Source organism: Streptomyces sp. NPDC085524, assembly GCF_044541755.1.
Classification (GTDB): domain Bacteria; phylum Actinomycetota; class Actinomycetes; order Streptomycetales; family Streptomycetaceae; genus Streptomyces.
In genome coordinates, this window is sequence record NZ_JBITTH010000004.1 from 305868 (window position 1) to 326047 (window position 20180).

At 71.5% G+C, this 20180-nt stretch carries 22 protein-coding genes and 3 pseudogenes; 20 read left to right on the forward strand and 5 right to left on the reverse strand.

From position 1 onward, the window contains the following. The first annotated feature begins 4 nt into the window (after nt 1–4). Both wrbA and ACIGFK_RS08320 read left to right on the forward strand, forming a co-directional pair. Nucleotides 5–622, forward strand: a complete 618-nt coding sequence (wrbA, locus tag ACIGFK_RS08315) for an NAD(P)H:quinone oxidoreductase (protein ID WP_376657851.1) — start codon at nt 5–7, stop codon at nt 620–622. Between the two features lie 97 nt (nt 623–719). Then, a pseudogene (locus ACIGFK_RS08320) lies at nt 720–956 on the forward strand (DUF6081 family protein); the annotation flags it as partial. Nucleotides 957–1067: 111 nt separating this feature from the next. Here ACIGFK_RS08320 and ACIGFK_RS08325 read toward each other — a convergent pair. Beyond that, nucleotides 1068–1832 carry an aquaporin gene (locus ACIGFK_RS08325; RefSeq protein WP_400051002.1) on the reverse strand — a complete coding sequence of 255 codons (765 nt, stop codon included), beginning with the start codon at nt 1830–1832 and terminating at the stop codon, nt 1068–1070. Nucleotides 1833–2065: 233 nt separating this feature from the next. Between ACIGFK_RS08325 and asnB the strand changes: the two genes are divergently transcribed. From asnB to ACIGFK_RS08370, 9 genes and pseudogenes are all read left to right on the forward strand, one after another. Continuing rightward, complete coding sequence (asnB, locus tag ACIGFK_RS08330; protein WP_376657447.1) at nt 2066–3919, forward strand: asparagine synthase (glutamine-hydrolyzing); 1854 nt, start codon at nt 2066–2068, stop codon at nt 3917–3919. A 69-nt stretch (nt 3920–3988) separates the two neighbouring features. Beyond that, a complete protein-coding gene (locus ACIGFK_RS08335; protein WP_376657446.1) occupies nt 3989–4681 on the forward strand; it encodes a DsbA family protein in 693 nt (230 codons plus the stop codon). A gap of 19 nt (nt 4682–4700) precedes the next feature. Then, on the forward strand, nt 4701–5414 hold the full coding sequence (locus tag ACIGFK_RS08340) for an SDR family oxidoreductase (RefSeq protein WP_376657445.1): 714 nt from the start codon (nt 4701–4703) through the stop codon (nt 5412–5414). Nucleotides 5415–5455: 41 nt separating this feature from the next. Further along, on the forward strand, nt 5456–6640 hold the full coding sequence (gene aroC / locus ACIGFK_RS08345) for a chorismate synthase (RefSeq protein ID WP_376657452.1): 1185 nt from the start codon (nt 5456–5458) through the stop codon (nt 6638–6640). Next, on the forward strand, nt 6637–7155 hold the full coding sequence (locus ACIGFK_RS08350; RefSeq protein ID WP_400051005.1) for a shikimate kinase: 519 nt from the start codon (nt 6637–6639) through the stop codon (nt 7153–7155). The genes aroC and ACIGFK_RS08350 overlap by 4 nt, the downstream gene beginning before the upstream one ends. After that, nucleotides 7152–8249: pseudogene (gene aroB / locus ACIGFK_RS08355) on the forward strand (3-dehydroquinate synthase); the annotation flags it as partial. The gene ACIGFK_RS08350 and the pseudogene aroB, both read left to right, overlap by 4 nt. A gap of 36 nt (nt 8250–8285) precedes the next feature. Continuing rightward, complete coding sequence (gene aroQ, locus ACIGFK_RS08360; RefSeq protein ID WP_376657451.1) at nt 8286–8726, forward strand: type II 3-dehydroquinate dehydratase; 441 nt, start codon at nt 8286–8288, stop codon at nt 8724–8726. After that, nucleotides 8726–9592, forward strand: a complete 867-nt coding sequence (locus tag ACIGFK_RS08365) for a shikimate dehydrogenase (RefSeq protein WP_400051007.1) — start codon at nt 8726–8728, stop codon at nt 9590–9592. Before aroQ ends, ACIGFK_RS08365 begins: the two co-directional genes overlap by 1 nt. Nucleotides 9593–9667: 75 nt before the next feature. After that, nucleotides 9668–10762 (forward strand): CE1758 family FMN-dependent luciferase-like monooxygenase, encoded by a 1095-nt coding sequence (locus ACIGFK_RS08370; RefSeq protein ID WP_376657450.1) that lies wholly within the window; start codon nt 9668–9670, stop codon nt 10760–10762. Here ACIGFK_RS08370 and ACIGFK_RS08375 read toward each other — a convergent pair. Beyond that, nucleotides 10738–11268, reverse strand: a complete 531-nt coding sequence (locus ACIGFK_RS08375; protein WP_376657442.1) for a GNAT family N-acetyltransferase — start codon at nt 11266–11268, stop codon at nt 10738–10740. The two genes, ACIGFK_RS08370 and ACIGFK_RS08375, sit on opposite strands and share 25 nt — an antisense overlap. Nucleotides 11269–11354: 86 nt before the next feature. Next, a complete protein-coding gene (locus ACIGFK_RS08380) occupies nt 11355–12818 on the reverse strand; it encodes an MFS transporter (RefSeq protein ID WP_400051009.1) in 1464 nt (487 codons plus the stop codon). A 120-nt stretch (nt 12819–12938) separates the two neighbouring features. Here ACIGFK_RS08380 and ACIGFK_RS08385 point away from each other — a divergent pair, with 120 nt between their 5' ends. Next, on the forward strand, nt 12939–13418 hold the full coding sequence (locus ACIGFK_RS08385; RefSeq protein ID WP_376657440.1) for a MarR family winged helix-turn-helix transcriptional regulator: 480 nt from the start codon (nt 12939–12941) through the stop codon (nt 13416–13418). Nucleotides 13419–13528: 110 nt separating this feature from the next. Then, a complete protein-coding gene (locus tag ACIGFK_RS08390) occupies nt 13529–14071 on the forward strand; it encodes a LysM peptidoglycan-binding domain-containing protein (RefSeq protein ID WP_376657439.1) in 543 nt (180 codons plus the stop codon). An 87-nt stretch (nt 14072–14158) separates the two neighbouring features. Here the strand turns inward: ACIGFK_RS08390 and ACIGFK_RS08395 are convergent, their stop codons facing one another. Further along, the gene (locus ACIGFK_RS08395; RefSeq protein ID WP_400051012.1) at nt 14159–14848 is read right to left on the reverse strand and encodes a DUF5324 family protein; all 690 of its coding nucleotides are present in this window, start codon (nt 14846–14848) and stop codon (nt 14159–14161) included. A 174-nt stretch (nt 14849–15022) separates the two neighbouring features. Between ACIGFK_RS08395 and ACIGFK_RS08400 the strand changes: the two genes are divergently transcribed. Beyond that, entirely contained in the window at nt 15023–15550 is a 528-nt protein-coding gene (locus ACIGFK_RS08400) for a peptidylprolyl isomerase (protein WP_376657449.1), read from the forward strand. Between the two features lie 22 nt (nt 15551–15572). Further along, nucleotides 15573–16448: a rhomboid family intramembrane serine protease gene (locus ACIGFK_RS08405; RefSeq protein ID WP_376657437.1), complete on the forward strand. Its 876-nt coding sequence runs from the start codon at nt 15573–15575 to the stop codon at nt 16446–16448. Nucleotides 16449–16563: 115 nt separating this feature from the next. On the opposite strand, the gene crgA is transcribed toward ACIGFK_RS08405, so the two are convergent. Then, the gene (gene crgA, locus ACIGFK_RS08410) at nt 16564–16818 is read right to left on the reverse strand and encodes a cell division protein CrgA (RefSeq protein ID WP_329382439.1); all 255 of its coding nucleotides are present in this window, start codon (nt 16816–16818) and stop codon (nt 16564–16566) included. Nucleotides 16819–16909: 91 nt separating this feature from the next. Between crgA and ACIGFK_RS08415 the strand changes: the two genes are divergently transcribed. The 5 genes and pseudogenes from ACIGFK_RS08415 to ACIGFK_RS08435 all read left to right on the forward strand — a co-directional run. Beyond that, nucleotides 16910–17698, forward strand: a complete 789-nt coding sequence (locus ACIGFK_RS08415) for a DUF881 domain-containing protein (RefSeq protein WP_376657436.1) — start codon at nt 16910–16912, stop codon at nt 17696–17698. After that, nucleotides 17655–18431, forward strand: coding sequence for a class E sortase (locus ACIGFK_RS08420; RefSeq protein WP_376657435.1), 777 nt, complete (start codon nt 17655–17657; stop codon nt 18429–18431). The genes ACIGFK_RS08415 and ACIGFK_RS08420 overlap by 44 nt, the downstream gene beginning before the upstream one ends. A gap of 90 nt (nt 18432–18521) precedes the next feature. Then, nucleotides 18522–18698 (forward strand): hypothetical protein, encoded by a 177-nt coding sequence (locus ACIGFK_RS08425; protein ID WP_266935629.1) that lies wholly within the window; start codon nt 18522–18524, stop codon nt 18696–18698. After that, the gene (locus tag ACIGFK_RS08430) at nt 18695–19333 is read left to right on the forward strand and encodes an aminodeoxychorismate/anthranilate synthase component II (RefSeq protein WP_376657434.1); all 639 of its coding nucleotides are present in this window, start codon (nt 18695–18697) and stop codon (nt 19331–19333) included. Before ACIGFK_RS08425 ends, ACIGFK_RS08430 begins: the two co-directional genes overlap by 4 nt. Nucleotides 19334–19476: 143 nt before the next feature. Further along, nucleotides 19477–20175, forward strand: a pseudogene (locus ACIGFK_RS08435) (class E sortase); the annotation flags it as partial. Nucleotides 20176–20180 lie beyond the last annotated feature (5 nt).

The following is a 20180-nucleotide window of genomic DNA, read 5'->3' on the forward strand; positions in this document are numbered from 1 at the left end:
CCGCATGACCAACGTGGCCGTCATCTACTATTCCTCCACCGGGAACGTCCACACGATGGCCAAGGCGGCCGTCGAGTCGGCCGAGAAGGCCGGCGCCGAGGCGCGTCTGCTCAAGGTCGCCGAGCTGGCCCCCGCTTCCGTCGTCGCCGGCAACCAGGCGTGGGCCGACCACGCCGCGGCCACCGCGGACGTCGCCGAGGCGACCCTGGCCGACCTGGAGTGGGCCGATGTGATCCTCTTCGGCACCCCGACCCGCTACGGCCTGCCCGCCGCTCAGCTCAAGCAGTTCATCGACACCACGGGCGGCCTGTGGTTCCAGGGCAAGCTGGTGAACAAGGTCGTCTCCTCCTTCACCTCCACCTCGACCGCCCACGGCGGCCAGGAGAGCACCCTGCTGGCGCTGAACAACACCTTCTACCACTGGGGTTCGATCATCGTCCCGCCCGGTTTCGCCGACGCGGTGCAGTTCGACCCGGCCAACGGCAACCCGTACGGGGCGAGCAGCATCTCCGGCAACAGCCCCGACAACGTGGCCGATGCGAACCTCGCCGCCGTCGAGTTCCAGGCCCGTCGTGCCGTGGAGATCGCCGGCGCCCTCCACCGCGGTTTCCAGGCCGTCTGACCGGACCCGCACAGCAGTCGTCAGGGGACCGGGGCACACTGCCCCGGTCCCCTGACGCGTTTTCCGTGCTTTCGACACGCGACGGAGGACCACACCGGTGACGACCGAGCCCGGCGCCTCCTACGCCGCGTCCTCCTACGCCCTCCCGCTCGCGACCCGCACGCCGGGCCAGGGGCACGACCTCGCGATCTCCTTCGACAAGTCTGCGGGGAAGGCCGTGTGGCGGCTGGACGGGCACGACGTGCTGAGCGTGGACCGCGTCGGTCACCTCACGCAGGACCGCCGCCTCCTGATCCTCGACCACGGCGGCACCGGGGAGACGGTCTCGCCCCGGCAGCTGTCCCTCCCGGCCGGTCGCGCACTGAGCGCAGGCACGACAGAGGGGCGGCGCCCGGTCATGGACCGGGCGCCGCCCCGACGGTTTCAGCGGCTCCGCCGCACGGTCCTAAGGGCGGGGCCGCGCCAGTGCGGCCACCGCGCCCGCGAGCAGCGATCCCGCGACCGGTGCGAGCAGGTAGACCCACAGCAGGCCGGTCGTACCGGAGACGAGGGCCGGCCCGAGCTGGCGCGCAGGGTTTCCGCCGCCACCGGAGTACGGCCCGAGGAAGACGATGACGGCCGCGACACAGGCGCCGATCACCGGCGGCAGAAGGCGCAGCAGCGGCGGGCGCGTCCCGAACCAGGCCACGACCAGCATGATCGCGGCCATGGACCCCGCCTCGGCGGCGAACACGGCGCCCGCGCCCCAGCCGGGCGCGGGGGCCAGCGCGGCATCGCCGACCGCGGCGGCCGCGTCACCCCACACGAGCCGTGCCAGAGCGACCCCGCACACGGAGCCGGCCAGCTGCGCCACGACGAAGGGCGGCACCGCCTTCCCGGGGAAGACGCGCAGCAGCCACAGCCCGATGCTGACCGCGGGATTGAGATGACCGGCGGTCTCCCGGCGCATGGAGGGCCCGAGCACGGCGGTGACGATGGCGCCGACCAGCAGCCCCATCACCACCAGCTGGCTGCGCAGGGTCGGCAGCAGGTCCGAGAAGGGGGAGCCGGGGCCCGCCATCCAGCGGACGGCCGTGACCACGGTGAAGAGCATGCCGGTGGTGAGCGCGAACTCGTAGCCGGCGGTCACCAGCAGGGGAGGCAGCGGCCTGCGCGCGCGTACGGGGGGCCTCACGGCCCGGGGATCGGTGTCGAGAGATGTCGGTGTCACCCCATGGAATGTGCGTTCGCGCACCGGCCGCGGCAATCGACCCGGGAAGCACTGTGTCAGGTCGGCGGTCCAGGGTCCCCGCTGCGCGGCCGACCTCAAGAAGTCACCGTCACCTGACGAAGTGAACCGGCCGCGATGGACCCGGGATTCGGGGCCGCCCAAAACTCTGGGGAGTCGGCCAAGGACACCTGGTCACCTGGACATCCCCCTGTATCGAGAGGAACCGATCACCTATGTGCGGCCTTGCCGGATGGGTCAGCTTCGAGCGCGATCTGACGGCGCACACGGACATCGCGTCGGCCATGACGGGCACCATGGAGTGCCGCGGCCCGGACGCGGGCGGGCTGTGGACCTCGCCCCGCGCGATCCTCGGACACCGCCGCCTGGCGATCATCGACCTCGAGGGCGGCCGGCAGCCGATGGCCGCCGACGAGAACGACGACACGCAGCCGGTCATCACCTACACCGGTGAGGTCTACAACTTCCGGGAGCTGCGCGAGGAACTGCGCGCCCTCGGCCACGAGTTCCGCACCTCCAGCGACACCGAGGTCGTCCTGCGCTCCTACCTGGAGTGGGGCGCCGGCTTCGCGGAGCGCCTGAACGGCATCTACGCCTTCGCGATCTGGGACCCGCGCACCGAGGAACTGCTCCTCATCCGCGACCGGATGGGCGTCAAGCCGCTCTACTACTACCCGACCGCCGACGGCGTGCTCTTCGGCTCCGAGCCGAAGGCGATCCTGGCCCACCAGGACGCCGAGGCCGTCGTCGACGCCGAGGGGCTGAAGGAGATCTTCAGCATCGTCAAGACCCCCGGGCACGCGGTCTTCCGCGGTATGCACGAGGTCCTCCCGGCCACGACCGTCCGCTTCACCCGCGACGGACAGAGCGTGACGACGTACTGGGAGCTCAAGGCCACCCCGCACACCGACGACCTCGACACGACGATCGCCAACGTCCGAGATCTGCTGGAGGACATCGTCGAGCGCCAGCTCGTCGCGGACGTCACCGTCGGCACGCTGCTCTCCGGCGGCCTCGACTCCAGCGCGGTGACCGCGCTCGCCGCCAAGGCCCTCACCAAGCAGGGCGTCGAACAGCCCATCCGCGCCTTCTCCGTGGACTTCACCGGCCATGAGGACCGCTTCGAGGCCAACGTCCAGTGGGCCGACCCGGACACCCCGTTCGCCGTCGAGGTCGCCGAGCAGGTCGGTGCCGAGCACATCATCGTCGAGCTCGACAACGAGGACATCCTCGACCCGGAGGTGCGCAGCACCGTCCTGCGCGCCCAGGACCTGCCGGTCTCCACGGGCGACATGGAGTACTCGCTGCTCATCCTGTGCCGTGCGCTCAAGGAGCAGATGACCGTCGCGCTCTCCGGCGAGGCTGCGGACGAGCTGTTCGGCGGCTACACCTGGTTCCACGACAAGGAAGCCGTCGAGCTGGACAGCTTCCCCTGGCACCACCCCTTCGAGAAGGCCGGCGGCATCGGCGCACTGCGCACGGTCGGCCTGTGGGACAGGCTCGGGCTGACCGAGTACGTCAAGGAGCGCTACACCCAGGCGCTGGAGGAGGTGCCGCGGCTGGAGGGCGAGACCGGCCTCGAGGCCCGGATGCGGGAGGTGACCTACCTCAACCTCACCCGCTGGGAGAACTTCCTGCTGGACCGCAAGGACCGCATCAGCATGGCGGTGAGCCTCGAGGTGCGCGTTCCCTTCACCGACCACCGCCTCGTCGAGTACGTCTACAACACCCCGTGGGCGATGAAGACCTTCGACGGCCGCGAGAAGAGCCTGCTGCGCGCGTCGATGCGGGGTCTGCTGCCCGACTCGGTCCTCGACCGCAAGAAGAACCCGTACCCCTCCACGCAGGACCGCAAGTACGAGATCGCCCTGCGCGAGCAGGTCGAGGGCCTCCTCGTCGAGGGCGCCCCGGTGCTCCAGCTGGTCTCCGAGGCCGACATCCGCAAGCTGCTGGACGTGCCGGTCGGCTCGTACGGCGTCGGCGGCCCCTGGAGTGCCCGCTCCGTGCTGGAGCGGCTCATCGAGTTCAACACCTGGGTCACCGAGTACGGCGTCCGCGTCGAGCTCTGACCGACGTGTGCCCGGCCGCCGTGCGGCGGCCGGGCGCGCGATATGCGTCCCACCCCAGGAGGATCCGACATGGTGACACGAACAGGCAGCCCGACGGTGACCGTCTGGTCGGACATCGGCTGCCCCTGGGCGAGTCTCGCCCTGCACACCCTGCGTGCGGCGGCGCGCCGCCGGTCCCTGCCGCTGCTCATCGACCACCGGGCCTTCCCGCTGGAGCTGTTCAACCGCGAGCCCACCCCCAAGTTCATCGTCGACCCGGAGATCATGGCGATCGCCGCCCGTCTGCCGGAGCTCGGCTGGCGGCTGTGGGACGGTCCGGCGCACGCCTACCCGGTGACGACCCTGCCGGCCCTCGAAGCGGTCCAGGCGGCGAAGGACCCCGCGATAGGCGGGCTGAGGGGCAGCGACGAGCTGGACGAGGCACTGCGCCGGGCGTTCTACGCCGACAGCAGGTGCATCAGCGTCCACGCGGTGATCCTCGACATCGCCGAGCAGTGCGAGCACGTCGACGCCGGGGCACTGGCGGGGGCGCTGGCCCGCGGCAGCGGACGTACCGAGGTCTACGAGCAGTGGCGGACCGCCGAAGGGCCGGACGTCCAGGGCAGCCCGCACCTCTTCGCCGCGGGCGGCTACGCCTCGCACAACCCCGGCGCCAGGTTCACGTGGACGGGCTCCCCCTACGAGGGCGGTCTCCCGCGGCTGGACGACTACAGCCCCGCCTGGGCCGATGAACTGCTCGACACGATCCACCGAGAAGGCTAGAGAAAGAAGGGCTTGAACGATGTCCGCACGTTTCGCTGGAAGGGTCGCACTCGTCGCCGGAACGGGCGACGGCGTCTGCCGGGCGACGGCCGTCGCGTTCGCCCGCGAGGGCGCCACCGTGATGGTCGCGGGACCGGATCCCGAGGAGCTTGCGGGCACGGTCGAGCTGATCCGCGACGCGGGCGGTGAGGCCGATTCCGTCGTGGCGGACATGACGCGGGGCGGCTCCGACGCGGCTGTCCGCATGGTCTCGGCCACGGTCGAGCGGTACGGAGCCCTGGACATCGCCTTCAACAACGCGACCGTCACCGGCCCGAACCGGAACGTCGCGGACATCTGCGAGACCGTCTGGGCGGAGACCCTCGCCGCCAACCTCACCGGTGTGTGGATGGCGATGAAGCACGAACTCGCCGAGATGGGGTCCCGCGGCGGCGGCGTGATCGTGAACACCGCCTGCAACATGGCGAGCACCGGACGCCTGGTCGGCATGGGGGCCTACGCCGCCTCCAAGGCCGCCCTGAGCACGCTGACCCGTACCGCCGCCCACGAATACATCGCCAAGGGCATCCGGATCAACGCGATCAGCCCGGGGCCCGCGCACGAAGCGGGCAGCACCGAGGCCGACGGGGCCACCGCCGAGGAGGTCGCCGAGACCGTGGTGTGGCTCTGCTCCGACGAGGCCGCCTTCGTGGTCGGCCACGATCTGGTGCTCGACAAGAAGACCGTGGTCTGAACCCACAGTCCGGATTTCCGACAAGGAGCAGTGAGAGAGTGCTGAGCAGGTTGCGCTGGCTGACGGCGGGCGAGTCCCACGGCCCCGCGCTGGTGGCCACCCTGGAGGGGCTCCCGGCGGGCGTCCCGGTCGACACCGCGATGGTCGCGGACCACCTGGCCCGTCGCCGGCTCGGTCACGGCCGCGGTGCCCGGATGAAGTTCGAGCAGGACGAGGTGACGTTCCTCGGCGGTGTACGGCACGGACTGTCGCTGGGTTCCCCCGTCGCGGTCATGATCGGCAACAGCGAGTGGCCCAAGTGGGAGACGGTCATGTCGGCCGACCCGGTCGACCCCTCGCTGCTCAAGGACACCGGCCGCAACGCGGCGCTGACCCGGCCGCGGCCGGGTCACGCGGACCTCGCGGGCATGCAGAAGTACGGCTTCGACGAGGCCCGGCCGATCCTGGAGCGCGCCAGCGCCCGCGAGACCGCCGCCCGCGTCGCCCTCGGCGCGGTCGCCCGGTCCTTCCTCAAGGAGGTCGCGGGCATCGAGATCGTCTCGCACGTGGTGGAGCTCGCCTCGGCCAGGGCCCCCTACGGGGTCCACCCGACCCCCGCGGATGTGGAGGAGCTGGATGCGGATCCGGTGCGCTGCCTCGACGCCGACGCCTCGAAGGCGATGGTGGCGGAGATCGACCAGGCCCACAAGGACGGCGACACCCTGGGCGGTGTGGTCGAGGTCCTCGCCTACGGGGTCCCCGTCGGCCTCGGTTCGCACGTCCACTGGGACCGCCGCCTGGACGCACGTCTGGCCGCTGCGCTGATGGGCATCCAGGCCATCAAGGGCGTCGAGGTCGGCGACGGCTTCGAGCTCGCCCGGGTGCCCGGCTCCCGGGCCCACGACGAGATGGTGTCGACCGGCGCCGGCATCCGCCGCACCTCCGAGCGCTCGGGGGGTACCGAGGGCGGTCTGACCACCGGCGAACTGCTGCGCGTCCGCGCCGCGATGAAGCCCATCGCGACCGTGCCGCGCGCCCTCGCCACGGTCGACGTCGCCACCGGTGAGGCGACGGTGGCGCACCACCAGCGCTCCGACGTGTGTGCGGTCCCGGCCGCCGGCATCGTCGCCGAAGCCATGGTGGCCCTGGTCCTCGCGGACGCGGTCGTCGAGAAGTTCGGCGGCGACTCGGTCCCCGAGACCCGCCGCAACGTGCAGTCGTACCTCGACAACCTGCACATCCGGTGACCGGCGGTCCGCTGGCCGTCCTGGTCGGACCGATGGGCGTGGGCAAGTCCACGGTGGGCGCACTGCTGGCCGAGCGGCTCGGGGCTCCCTTCCGCGACACCGACCGGGACGTGGAGAGCGGGACCGGCCGCTCGGTCAGGCAGATCATCACCGGCGAAGGCGAGCGGAGGTTCCGCGAGCTGGAGCACCTGGCGGTGGTGCGCGCGGTCGCCGAGGACGGCGGTGTCCTCGCCCTCGGTGGGGGCGCGGTCCTGCACGCGGGGACCCGCGCACGGCTGGCGGGACTTCCCGTGGCCTTCCTCGACATCGGGGTCGGCGAGGCCATGAAGCGGGTCGGCGAGGGCACCGACCGGCCGCTGCTCGCTCAGGACCCGCAGCGGCGCTGGCAGGAACTGCACGAAGAACGACGCGACTTGTACGTCGGCTGCGCCCGGGTCGTCATCCCGACGGACCGCCGTGCGCCCGAAGACGTCGTACAGGCGGTCATCGACGCATTGGAGCTGAAGAAGGCATGACCAGGCAGTCCGTGGTCCGGATCCGGATCGGTGGGAGTGCCGGCACCGATCCGTACGAAGTCCTGGTCGGGCGGCGGATCCTGGAGGATCCGGCCGAGCTCCACCGGCTGGTCGGCCCGGCCGCCCGCAGGGTGGCCGTGATCCACTCCGAGGCGCTGGCCGCCACCTCCGAGGCGCTGCGCGCGCAGGCCGAGGAACTCGGCTACGAGACGGTGTGCGTCCTGGTGCCGGAGGGGGAGGCGGCCAAGACCGCAGAGGTGGCCGCGTACTGCTGGAAGGCGCTCGGCCAGTCCGGCTTCACCCGCACCGACGTCATCGTCGGCGTCGGCGGGGGAGCCACGACCGACCTCGCGGGCTTCGTCGCGGCCACCTGGCTGCGCGGGGTGCGCTGGATCGCCGTGCCGACCACGGTCCTCGCGATGGTGGACGCGGCGGTCGGCGGCAAGACCGGCATCAACACCGCCGAGGGCAAGAACCTGGTGGGCTCCTTCCACCCGCCGACCGGTGTGCTGTGCGACCTGGCGGCGCTGGACTCGCTGCCGGTCGACGACTACGTCAGCGGTCTCGCCGAGATCATCAAGGCCGGATTCATCTCCGACCCGAAGATCCTCGAACTGATCGAGGAGGACCCGCAGGCGGCCCGTACGCCGGCGGGCCCGCACACCTCCGAGCTGATCGTGCGGTCGATCCGGGTCAAGGCCGACGTGGTCTCCAGCGACCTCAAGGAGTCGGGGATGCGCGAGATCCTCAACTACGGCCACACCCTCGCGCACGCCATCGAGAAGAACGAGCGCTACAAGTGGAGGCACGGCGATGCCGTGTCCGTCGGCATGGTCTTCGCCGCCGAACTCGGCGGGCTCACCGGACGGCTGTCCGCAACGGAGGTCGAACGCCACCGGGCCGTCCTCACCTCCGTGGGCCTTCCGGTGACCTACCGCGGCGACCGCTGGCCCCGGCTGCTGGAGGCGATGCGGCTGGACAAGAAGTCCCGCGGCAACCGGCTGCGCTTCATCGTCCTCGACGGCGTCGGCCACCCCGCCGTCCTGACCGACCCGGCCCCGGACGTCCTGGAGGCCGCCCACGCGAAGATCGCGGGCGCCCTGCAGCCGGCCACCCCCGTGTCCCGCCGGGTGCTCGTCCTCAACGGTCCCAACCTCGGCCGCCTCGGCTGCCGCGAACCCGGGATCTACGGGACGACCTCGTACGCCGGGCTCGTCGAGGACTGCCGGACGCTCGGCAAGGAACTCGGACTCGACGTCGACGTACGCCAGACCGACAACGAGAGCGAACTGGTCCACTGGCTCCACGAGGCCGCCGACTTCGCCCTGCCCGTCGTCCTCAACCCCGCGGCCTTCACGCACTATTCGTACGCGGTGCGCGACGCCGCGGCACAGCGCACGGCCCCGCTCATCGAGGTCCACCTCTCCAATCCCCAGGCCCGTGAGGACTTCCGGCACGTCTCGGTGGTCTCCCCGGTCGCGAGCGGAACCATCGCCGGGCTGGGCATCGGTTCCTACCGTCTCGCCCTGCACGCGCTGGCCGGGACGGGCGCCGAAGAGGAGGTGCGCTGATGCCCCGCCTGCGCCTCGTGGACGAGGGCCCGCGCAGGGCCGCCGTGCTCGGCTCCCCCGTGATCCACTCGCTCTCCCCGCTGCTGCACAGCGTCGCGTACGCCGCGCTCGGCCTGCCCCACTGGTCCTACGGCCGCTTCGAGGTGGACGAGCGGGCGCTGCCGGGCTTCATGTCCCGCCTCGGCGGGCGGTCCGGCTCCGTGTGGGCCGGCCTGTCCCTGACCATGCCGCTCAAACGGGCCGTCATCCCGCTGCTGGACGAAATCACCGGCAGGGCCGCCTCGGTCGAGGCCGTCAACACCGTGATCCGGCACCCCGACGGACGAGTGACCGGCGACAACACCGACATCCCCGGCATGGTCGCGGCACTGGCTGAGCGCGGCGTGACCCACGTCGAGTCGGCCACCGTGCTCGGCGCGGGAGCCACCGCGGCCTCCGCAATCGCCGCCCTCGCGGAGATCTGCTCCGGACCGGTCACCGTCTTCGCGCGGGTTCCCGGGCGCGCCGCCGAGCTGCGCGGCTGGGGCGAACGCCTCGGCGTGGACGTCAGGACGGCGCGGTGGGAGCACGCCGACCGGGCCCTGTCCGCCCCGCTCGTGATCTCCACGACCCCCAAGGGCGCCGCGGACGGTCTCGCGGGAGTCGTGCCCGCCTCTCTCGGGGTCCTGTTCGACGTGGTGTACGACCCGTGGCCCACCTCGCTGGCGGCGGCCTGGGCCGGCCGCGGCGGACCCGTACTCGGCGGACTCGACCTGCTGGTCCACCAGGCGGCACGCCAGGTGGAACTGATGACGGGTCACGGCCCCGCTCCGCTCGGGGCGATGCGGGCGGCGGGCACGGCGGCGCTGGCAGCGGCAGTCGCGTGATGCCGGGCCGGTACGGGCTCGGTCCCTGGTCCGGACGCCGTCGAACACACACAACCTGGAGGACAGATGAGCGCAGTGCAGTTCGGGATATTCACGATCGGAGACGTCACCCCCGATCCGGTGACCGGGAGGGCGCCGACCGAGCACGAGCGGATCAAGGCGATGACCGCGATGGCGGTCAAGGCGGAGGAGGTCGGGCTCGACGTCTTCGCCACCGGTGAGCACCACAACCCGCCGTTCGTCCCCTCGTCCCCCACGACCCTGCTCGCCTGGATCGCGGCGCGGACGGAGCGGCTGATCCTCTCCACGTCCACCACGCTGATCACGACCAATGACCCGGTGAAGATCGCGGAGGACTACGCGACGCTCCAGCACCTGGCCGACGGCCGGACGGACCTGATGCTGGGCCGCGGGAACACCCCGGCCGTCTACCCCTGGTTCGGCAAGGACCAGCGCAAGGCCATACCGCTGGCCGTCGAGAACTACGAACTCCTCCACACCCTGTGGAGGAAGCAGCGCGTGAACTGGGAGGGCACGTTCCGCACCCCCCTGCAGCACTTCACCTCCACCCCCCGCCCGCTGGACGGGGTGGCCCCCTTCGTCTGGCACGGCTCGGTCCGCTCCGCCGAGGTCGCGGAACTGGCCGCGTTCTACGGCGACGGGTTCTTCGCCAACAACATCTTCGCGCCCATGGGCCACTACCGGCCGCTGGTGGAGTACTACCGCGAGCGGTACGCCCACCACGGCCACGGCGCCCCGGAACAGGCCATCGTGGGCCTGGGCGGCCAGACGTTCCTCAAGCCGCGCTCCCAGGACGCCTTCCGGGACTTCCGCCCGTACTTCGACCGCTCACCGGTCTACGGCGGCGGAGCCTCCCTGGAAGACGTCGCCGCCCAGACCCCGCTGACGGTCGGCTGCCCGGATCAGGCGATCGAGAAGACCCTGGCCTTCCGCGAGATCTACGGCGACTACCACCGCCAGCTCTTCCACGTGGACCACGCGGGCCTGCCACTGGAGGCGGCCCTGGAGCAGATCGAGATCCTCGGGACGGAGGTCGTTCCGGTACTGCGCAAGGAGATGGACTCCGTCCGCCGCCCGGGAGTCCCGGACGCCCCCCGCCACCCCGCCACGCGGTCCGCCGAGGGTCAGCGCGAGAGCTCGATCCAATAGCGGCGCTTGGGGCCGATCAGCGTCTCGCGGACGTCCTCCAGGACCCCGCCGTTCGCCTCGATCGTCCGTACGGACGCGGTGTTGTCCGGGTCGCAGGTCAGCAGGACCCGGTCCAGGCCCAGCAGCCGTGCCTCGTACAGGACCTCGCCCAGCGCCCAGCCGGCCAGCCCCCGGCGGCGGGCGGAGGGGCGGATGCCGTAGCCGATGTGGCCGCCCGCATCGAGCAGGAACGCGTTCAGGTAGTGCCGCAGGTCGATGGCGCCCAGGTAGGTGTCGCCCTCGGCGATCCACCAGTACGTCGCGTGGACGCGGCCCTGCTCGACCGGCGCCGTTCGGTCGGACTGGCGGCGCAGCTTCTCCACCCAGGCCGCGAACCCCTCGGCACTCTCCACGTCGTCTCCGGAGCCGAGTCCGGCCCCGTCCATGTGGGCGTCCGGTCCCCACTCCTCCTGTGCGGCGAGCCAGGAAGCGTGCAGGCGGGGGGTGGGGGCGATGAGTTCAGGCATGGTCCGGACGATAACCCCGGCCGATGTTTCACGTGAAACATCGGCCGGGGCCGGCCGCGGGGCCGCCTGCACCCGCTGCCTCCCTGCTATCGCCGGGAGGCGCCACCCGCCCTGAGGAGGGTCGCGGCCAGGACGATCCCGGCCAGGAGCAGCGCGGCACCGATGCCGAACGCCAGGTGGTAGCCGCCCGTGAGGGCCTCGGCCGGTGTACTGCCGCTCCCGGCCAGGGACTCCGTACGGGAGGCCGCCAGTGTGGAGAGGACGGCCACGCCCAGCGCCATCCCGATCTGCTGGGTGGTGTTGAACAGCCCCGAGGCGAGACCCGCGTCGCCCTCGTCGGCGCCGGACATGCCCAGCGTGGTCAGCGCCGGCAGCGCCAGGCCGATGCCGGAGACCAGCAGCATCACCGGCAGCAGGTCGGTGACGTAGTCGGCGTGCACCGGCAGCCGGGTCAGCAGCCCCAGGGCCACGACGAGCAGGCCGAGGCCGGCCATCAGCACGTTGCGCTCGCCGAAGCGGGCGTTCAGCCGGGCGGAGACGCCGAGGGAGACCGCGCCGATCACCAGGGCGGCGGGAAGCATCGCCAGTCCGGTGGCGGCGGCCCCGTAGCCCTGCACCTTCTGGAGGTAGAGGGCCACCAGGATCTGGAAGGAGAACAGGGAGGCCACCAACATCATCTGCACCAGGTTCGCGCCGGTCACCGTGCGGGAGCGGAAGATCCGCAGCGGCACCAGCGGGGTCCGGGCCTTCGCCTGGCGCAGGGTGAAGCCGGCCAGCAGGGCCAGGGAGAGCGCCCCGAGGCCGAGGGTGTGCGCGGAGGTCCAGCCGTACTGCTCCACCTTCACCACGGTGTAGATGCCGAGCATCAGCCCGCCGGTGATCAGGACCGCACCGAGTACGTCGGCACCCGCGCCCAGCCCCGGGCCCCGGCCGGCGGGCAGGGCGGGCAGTGCCAGCAGCAGGGCGGCCAGTCCGATGGGCAGGTTGATGAAGAAGATCCAGTGCCAGTCGAGGGCCTCGGTCAGCACTCCGCCGAGCACCTGGCCCAGCGAGGCGCCCGCCGCGCCGGTGAAGGAGAACACGGCGATCGCCCTGGCCCGCTCCCGGGCCTCGGTGAACAGGGTGATCAGGATGCCGAGGCTGACGGCGGAGGCCATCGCACTGCCGACCCCCTGGAGGAAGCGGGCGGCTATCAGCACGGTGGAGGAGGTGGCGAGGCCGGCGAGCACCGAAGCGCCGGTGAAGACGGCGGTCCCGGCCAGGAACAGCTGCTTGCGGCCGATCAGGTCGCCGAGGCGTCCGGCGAGCAGCAGCAGGCTTCCGAAGGCGATCAGGTAGGCGTTCACGACCCAGCTGAGGCCCGCGGGGGAGAACCCCAGATCGTTCTGGATGGCGGGCATGGCCACGGTGACGATGCTGCCGTCGAGGACCGTCATCAGCATGGCCGTCGAGAGCACGGCCAGGGCGGTCCAGCGGGAGTGCAGCCCGCGCGGGGCGGCCGTGGACGCGCCGGGTGCGGCGGGAGGGGCGGAGGTGAGCGCAGAAGGCATCGGACTCTCCAGTCTGGGAGCGGCAGTTCTGCCGCAGGTGCGGTGCAGCAGCTGGTGCGACCGTACCAGATAGTTTCGTTGCAGACGATTTTCTTCGGATCGAATCGCTACAGTGGATGCATGACTGCGATGGCGCCCACCCGGACCGAGCCCGACCTCTCCTTCCTCCTGGACCACACCAGCCACGTCCTGCGCACCCGCATGGCAGCCGCCCTCGGCGAGATCGGACTCACCCCGCGGATGCACTGCGTCCTCGTCCACGCCCTGGAGGAGGAGCGCACGCAGATCCAGCTCGCCGAGATCGGCGACATGGACAAGACGACGATGGTCGTCACCGTGGACGCCCTGGAGAAGGCCGGACTGGCCGAGCGCCGCCCCTCCGCCAAGGACCGCCGGGCCCGCATCATCGCCGTCACCGAGCAGGGCGCGGCCGTCGCCGTCCGGAGCCGGCGGATCGTCGACCAGGTCCACGCCGACGCCCTCGCCGGCCTCGCCGAAACCGACCGCACCACCCTGCTGCGCGTGCTCGGCCTGCTCGTCGAGGGCGACCTCGCCACCCCCTCCGACAGCCCCCGCCCGGCCCGCCGCGCCCGCCAGTGACGGCATCCCCCGAACGGCCCAGTCACGCGGCCGCCCGCCGCCCCGTGGCGGACAGTGGGGGAAGGCACCGAGCCGAGGGGGGCACCACCCACGCCGGAGGCGTACAGACCATGGGACTCTTCGACTTCCTGAAGTCCGACAAGAAGAAGCCGCACGAGGCATCCGAGAAGGCGAAGGAGCAGGGCGAGCAGCGGATGGACAGCTCGGCCGCCGATGCCGCCTCGGCCACCCGGGCCGCCGCCGAGCGTATGGCCGCGGCCGCGCCCCCCAAGCCCGCCCCTCCCAAGCCGGCGCCCCCCAGGCCGGCGGCCCCGACCCCGGGATCCGCCGCGCACAAGGCGGTGCCCGTCGCCCCCAAGCCCGCCCCCCTGCCGCCGCACCCCGCCGCCGCCGGTGCCGCACCCGGCGCCCCGCACACCCCGACCCCGGCGTCCGCCGCGCACAAGGCCGTCCCCGCAGCGCCGGCCAAGCCGATGCCGGCGGCCAAGAAGCGCACGTACACCGTCAAGTCCGGCGACTCGCTCTCCGAGATCGCCCGCCGCGAGCTGGGCAACGAGGCCCGCTGGCGCGAGCTCTACGCCATGAACCGGGGCGTCATCGGCGCCAACCCCGACCTCATCCGCCCGGGCCAGGTCCTCACCCTCCCCGGCTGACGCCGGGCGCACGAGCCGCCCAACGGGCGAGGGCCCGGATCCAGGGGACCCGGGCCCTCGCCCTGTGCGCGCACGCGGCGCCGCCGGTCAGATCTGCTTGTCGTCGAAGGACGACCCCGCGTCGCGCTCCTTCTCCGCCAGCTCGTCGTCGAAGCTCGCCGGCTCCGCGTCGCTCGCCGACAGCTCCGTCGCCGCGGGCGGCTCGACGAGCCAGTCCGGGTTCGCCTGCTGGTCCCACCACCTCCACGCCGCGAAGGCCCCGATCGCCACCACGCCCGCGATCACGAAGCCCTTGACCCACTTGCCCGCGCACGCCCGCCGCTCGTGGCGCCGCAGCAGCTTCTGCACCTCCTCGGCCGACACCTGGCCGCGCAGCGCCGCCCAGGTCGCCACGGACCGCGAAGCCGCCTCCTCGGCCATCGGAGTGGCCGCCGCGATCGCGCTCTCGATGCGCGGCTGCGTGTACTCGGCGGCCTGCCGCGCCGCCAGCCGCGTCTGCTCCACCGCCCTCGTCGCCGCCCGGTCCACGTTCGGCGGCACGTGCGTGCGTGCGGCCCGGATCCGGGGCTGTACATGGCACTCGTACGTCGACCGCGCCTGTCGCGCGGCCCCGTGTGCGGCGCTCGACACCTTCGGCGCCAGGAGCTCGTTCGCGTCGTGCGCGTACTGCACCGCTGCGTCCCTCGCGGATCCGGCATACGGGGCCACGGCTTCCGCCGCGTACTTCACGGCTTCCCTGGCATGCTCGGCGGCCAGGTGCATGTCCTTGCGGGTCACTGGAACCTCCTCCTCGGCGGTGGACACAGCTCACCTTTCCACCCTTTACCGGATCATGCCTGGCATAAGGCCTCCCGGCATGCGCGACAGGGCATACGGGTGGAGGATTTCTCTGCCGTACAGCCCTCCGTGCGACCATCTGGACCGACAGTGATGACTATGGAAGGCAGATCCGTGGCCGAGAAGCTCTACGCCACCCTGAAGACCAGCCAAGGCGACATCGAGATCGAGCTGCTGCCGAATTTCGCCCCGAAGACCGTCCGCAACTTCGTGGAACTCGCCACCGGCGAGCGGGAGTGGACCCGTCCCACGGACGGCCAGAAGACCACGGACCCGCTCTACGACGGCACCGTCTTCCACCGCGTCATCAGCGGCTTCATGATCCAGGGCGGCGACCCGCTCGGGAACGGCACCGGCGGCCCCGGCTACCAGTTCGCCGACGAGTTCCACCCCGACCTGGCCTTCACCAAGCCGTACCTGCTCGCCATGGCCAACGCCGGCCCGGGCACCAACGGCTCGCAGTTCTTCATCACCGTCGCGCCCACCGCCTGGCTCACGCGCAAGCACACCATCTTCGGCGAGGTCACCGACCCGGCCAGCCGGCAGGTCGTGCACGCCATCGCGTCCAGCGCCACGAACCCGCGCACCGAGCGGCCCGTGGAGGACGTGGTCATCAAGTCCGTCGTCATCGAGAAGCGCTGACCCACGAGCCCCGGGGGAACCGATGGACACCGACCGTCTGCCGCGCTGCTACCGCCACCCGGACCGCGACACGGGAATCAGCTGCACCCGCTGCGAGCGTCCCATCTGCCCCGAGTGCATGATCAGCGCCTCGGTCGGCTTCCAGTGCCCCGAATGCGTCCGCGACGGCTCCGGCACCGGCCACCGCCCCGCCGCGAACGCGCCGCGCAACCTCGCGGGCGGGGTGGTCGCCGCCGACCCCCATCTGGTCACCAAGATCCTGATCGGGATCAACGTCGCGGTGTTCTTCGTGGGGCTGATCGCCCCGGCCGTCGTCATCCAGCTGGAGCTGCTCGGCCGCTACCGCGAGTTCGCCGGCGCCCCCGTCGAGGGGATCTCCACCGGCCAGTACCACCGGCTGCTGACCTCGGTGTTCCTGCACGTCGAGTGGTGGCACCTGGTCGGGAACATGATCGGGCTGTGGTTCATCGGCGGGCCGCTCGAAGCGGCGCTGGGCCGGGCCCGCTACCTCGCGGTCTACCTGCTCTCGGGCCTCGGCGGCAGCGCCCTCGTCTATCTGCTGACCCCGTCGAACACCCCGACGCTCGGTGCGTCCGGCGCGATCTTCGGCCTGCTCGGCGCCACCGTCGTCCTGGCGCGCCGGCTGCGCTACGAGATGCGGCCGGTGATCGTGATGGTCGTGCTGATGCTGGTGCTGACCTTCGTGCCGTTCGGCGGCGCGCTCTCCATCTCCTGGCAGGCCCATGTGGGTGGCCTGATCACGGGAGCGGTACTGGGCCTGGCCATGTTGTGGCCCGCCTCCGGCAGGAATCGCGCACTGGTCCAATGGGGTACCTGTGCGGTGGTATTCCTGCTGGCAGCGGCGGTGATCCTGCTCCGTACGGCAGAACTCACCTGATCACACCGGCGTCAACCCTCCACAGAGTTATCCACAGATCTTCTGTCTTTTCCTCAGGTGTGGATGACGCTGTGGATAACTCATGGGGAGAGCTTCCACCGGAGGGGGATCGGTGCTACTTCCACTGCGTGGAGACGCCGAATCCCGCCGCGATAAATCCGAATCCGACTACAATGTTCCAATTGCCCAGCGATTCGATGGGCAGCCGGGTCTCGGTCACGTAGAAAACGACGATCCACGCGAGTCCGATGAGGAACAGCGCCAGCATGACCGGAGCGACCCAGCTGCGGTTCGTCAGCCGGATGCTCTGCGGCTGCCGGGTCGGCGGCGGGGTGTAGTCGTCCTTCTTGCGGATACGTGACTTCGGCACGAGGGGCTCTCCTGTCGATGGGCTGGGGACCTTGCCTGCCCCGGGCGTCCGTTAGCGTAGTGGACCTGTGGCGTTGAAGGAGAAGGGTACGTTGAGCAATTCCGACGACTCCTCCGCGGGTCCCCGAGGCCGGTTCCGGACGGTCCGGCTGCTGACGGCCGCCGTCTTCGCCCTGGCCGGCCTGCTCTTCGTCACCAGTTTCAACACCTCCAAGGGTACGAACATCCGGACCGACGCCTCGATGCTCAAGCTGTCGGACCTGATCCACGAGCGCAGCCAGGACAACGCCGAACTGGAGCAGAGCCTCGAACCGGTCCGCAGCCGGGTGGACGCCCTCGCCGACCGCGACGACGGCAGCACCAAGGCGGAGGACGCCAAGCTCACCGCCCTGCGCGCGGCCTCGGGCACCGAGGAGCTGTCCGGCAAGGGCCTGACCGTCACCCTCAACGACGCCCCGCCGAACGCCACCGCCCGCATCCCCAACGTGCCCGAGCCGCAGCCCAACGACCTGGTGATCCACCAGCAGGACCTGCAGGCCGTGGTGAACGCCCTGTGGCAGGGCGGCGCCGAGGGCATCCAGGTCATGGACCAGCGGCTCATCTCCACGAGCGCGGTGCGCTGCGTCGGCAACACCCTGATCCTCCAGGGCCGGGTCTACTCCCCTCCGTACAAGGTGACGGCGGTCGGCGACCCGGGCGCGTTGCGCAAGGCCCTCGCCGCCTCTCCGGCCCTGCAGAACTACCAGCTGTACGTGAACGCCTACGGGCTCGGCTGGAAAGTGGACGAGCACAAGGCGGTGACACTTCCGGGGTACTCCGGCACAGTGGACCTCCACTATGCGAAGCCGGCCGGCCCGTCCTCCGAGACGACTCAGCCCTGACGCCGTACTGCGCCTGGCGGTGCGGACGTTCAGCGAGGTGTGCCTGACCGCGGGCACCCTGATCGTGCTGTTCGTGGCGTACGTGCTCTTCTGGACCGGGGTCAAGGCCGACCGGGCCATGGACGGGGAGATGTCGGCCCTGCGCGACCGCTGGGCGGCGGCCCCCGCGGCCGCCCCGGAGGCCGCCCCCGCACCGGCCGCTCCCGCCCCGTCCGCTTCGCCGAAGCCCGCCCCGCCCGCCGCCCCCGAGCCGGCTGCGTACCCGGCGGGCAAGGCCTTCGCCGAGATGTACGTCCCCCGCTTCGGCCGCGGCTGGAACAAGCCCGTCCTGGAGGGCACCGACCCCGACGTGCTGAAGAAGGGTCTCGGCCACTACGCCGGCACCGCCCGCCTCGGAGCCACCGGGAACTTCTCCGTCGCCGGACACCGCCGCACCTACGGCGACCCCTTCAAGGACTTCCCCGACCTGCGCCCGGGCGACGAGGTGATCCTCAAGGACGCCTCCTCCTGGTACACGTACACCGTGCGCGGCGGCCCCCTGCGCACCCTGCCCACCGACATCGGCGTGGTCGACCCGGTACCGGGGAAATCACCGTTCACCACGCCCGGCCGCTATCTGACCCTCACCACCTGCGACCCGGAATGGGGCCACAGCCACCGCCTCGTCGTCTGGGCCGAACTGACCGGCACGCGCCCCGTCGGACAGGGCGAGCCGGAGGGTTTGACCGGCTGACCCACCCGGCGGGGCCGCTGCCTTTAGTCTGTTTGCGTACCGCCCCTTGCGGTGCGTGGGACATACGTGGACGAAAAGGAAACAGGCGGCATGTACGGCTGGATCTGGCGCCATCTGCCGGGAAACGCGTGGGTACGCGCGCTGATCTCGCTCGTGCTGGTCCTCGCGGTGGTCTTCGTGCTCTTCCAGTACGTCTTCCCCTGGGCCGAGCCGCTCCTTCCGTTCAATGACGTGACGGTGGACGAGGGATCGGGAGTCACTCCTTGAGCGCGCGCATTCTGGTTGTCGACAACTACGACAGCTTTGTCTTCAACCTGGTCCAGTACCTCTACCAGCTCGGCGCCGAATGCGAGGTGCTGCGCAACGACGAGGTCGAGCTCTCGCACGCGCAGGACGGTTTCGACGGGGTGCTGCTCTCGCCGGGCCCCGGTACGCCGGAGGAGGCGGGCGTCTGCATCGACATGGTCCGCCACTGCGCGGACACCGGCGTCCCCGTCTTCGGCGTGTGCCTCGGCATGCAGTCGATGGCGGTCGCCTACGGCGGCGTGGTCGGCCGGGCGCCGGAGCTGCTGCACGGCAAGACCTCCCCGGTGGTCCACGAGGGCCTGGGCGTCTTCGCCGGGCTGCCGTCGCCCTTCACCGCGACCCGCTACCACTCGCTCGCCGCCGAACCGCCGACCCTGCCGGACTCGCTGGAGGTCACGGCGCGCACGGAGGACGGGATCATCATGGGCCTGCGCCACCGCGAGCACGACGTCGAGGGCGTGCAGTTCCACCCGGAGTCGGTCCTCACGGAGTGGGGCCACCGGATGCTGGCGAACTGGCTGGTGCGCTGCGGTGACGCGGGCGCGGTGGAGCGTTCGGTGGGGCTCGCCCCGGTGGTGGGCAAGGCCGTCGCGTGACCGCGGTCGCGCCGTCCGCGCCCACGGAGGGCCGGGCCGCGCGACGCAGGGCAGCGCAGGAGGCCGCCAAGCGTGCCGCCAGGCAGACCAGGAGGCGGGGCGGGCGGCGGCGCAGGCGGCCGGCGTCGGGCGGCCCGGTGATCGTCCTGAGCCGGCTGGGCGGGGAACTGTTCATCACGCTCGGACTGGTGATGCTGCTGTTCGTCGCCTACCAGCTCTGGTACACGAACCTGCTGGCGCAGCGGACGGCGGACGGCGCCGCGGGCTCGCTCCAGCAGACGTGGCAGAAGGACCCGGGCGGGGGCGGCAGCGGCGCCGCCTCGGGGGCCGCGCCGCCGCCCGTGACGGCCTTCGAGCCGGGCCAGGGCTTCGCGATCCTGTACATCCCGAAGCTGGACCTGAAGGTGCCGGTCGCGGAGGGCGTCAGCAAGCCGAAGGTCCTCGACAAGGGGATGGTCGGGCACTACGGCGAGGGCGCGCTGAAGACGGCGATGCCGGCGGACAAGACGGGCAACTTCGCGGTGGCGGGCCACCGCAACACCCACGGCGAGCCCTTCCGCTACATCAACAGGCTGGTGCCGGGGGACCCCGTGGTGGTCGAGACCCGGGACGCGTACTACACGTACGAGACGACCTCGACGCTGGCGCAGACCCCGCCGACGAACGTGTCGGTGATCAAGCCCGTGCCGGAGGGCTCGGGGTTCACGGGGCCGGGGCGGTACATCACACTGACGACCTGCACGCCCGAATTCACCAGCACCTACCGGATGATCGTATGGGGCAGGATGACGGACGAACGCCCCCGCAGCCAGGGCCCGCCGCCCGCGCTGACCAGCTCGTAGCCGCC

What these genes read in the sequence shown, in the direction of transcription:
- ACIGFK_RS08380 (WP_400051009.1), bottom strand. Translation starts at nt 12,818, where the DNA reads ATGCCTTCTGCGCTCACCTCCGCCCCTCCCGCCGCACCCGGCGCGTCC.
- ACIGFK_RS08340 (WP_376657445.1), top strand. Translation starts at nt 4,701, where the DNA reads ATGTCCGCACGTTTCGCTGGAAGGGTCGCACTCGTCGCCGGAACGGGC.
- ACIGFK_RS08390 (WP_376657439.1), top strand. Translation starts at nt 13,529, where the DNA reads ATGGGACTCTTCGACTTCCTGAAGTCCGACAAGAAGAAGCCGCACGAG.
- ACIGFK_RS08365 (WP_400051007.1), top strand. Translation starts at nt 8,726, where the DNA reads ATGCCCCGCCTGCGCCTCGTGGACGAGGGCCCGCGCAGGGCCGCCGTG.
- ACIGFK_RS08385 (WP_376657440.1), top strand. Translation starts at nt 12,939, where the DNA reads ATGACTGCGATGGCGCCCACCCGGACCGAGCCCGACCTCTCCTTCCTC.
- ACIGFK_RS08335 (WP_376657446.1), top strand. Translation starts at nt 3,989, where the DNA reads ATGGTGACACGAACAGGCAGCCCGACGGTGACCGTCTGGTCGGACATC.
- ACIGFK_RS08420 (WP_376657435.1), top strand. Translation starts at nt 17,655, where the DNA reads ATGCGAAGCCGGCCGGCCCGTCCTCCGAGACGACTCAGCCCTGACGCC.
- asnB (WP_376657447.1), top strand. Translation starts at nt 2,066, where the DNA reads ATGTGCGGCCTTGCCGGATGGGTCAGCTTCGAGCGCGATCTGACGGCG.
- ACIGFK_RS08375 (WP_376657442.1), bottom strand. Translation starts at nt 11,268, where the DNA reads ATGCCTGAACTCATCGCCCCCACCCCCCGCCTGCACGCTTCCTGGCTC.
- ACIGFK_RS08425 (WP_266935629.1), top strand. Translation starts at nt 18,522, where the DNA reads ATGTACGGCTGGATCTGGCGCCATCTGCCGGGAAACGCGTGGGTACGC.
- ACIGFK_RS08405 (WP_376657437.1), top strand. Translation starts at nt 15,573, where the DNA reads ATGGACACCGACCGTCTGCCGCGCTGCTACCGCCACCCGGACCGCGAC.
- wrbA (WP_376657851.1), top strand. Translation starts at nt 5, where the DNA reads ATGACCAACGTGGCCGTCATCTACTATTCCTCCACCGGGAACGTCCAC.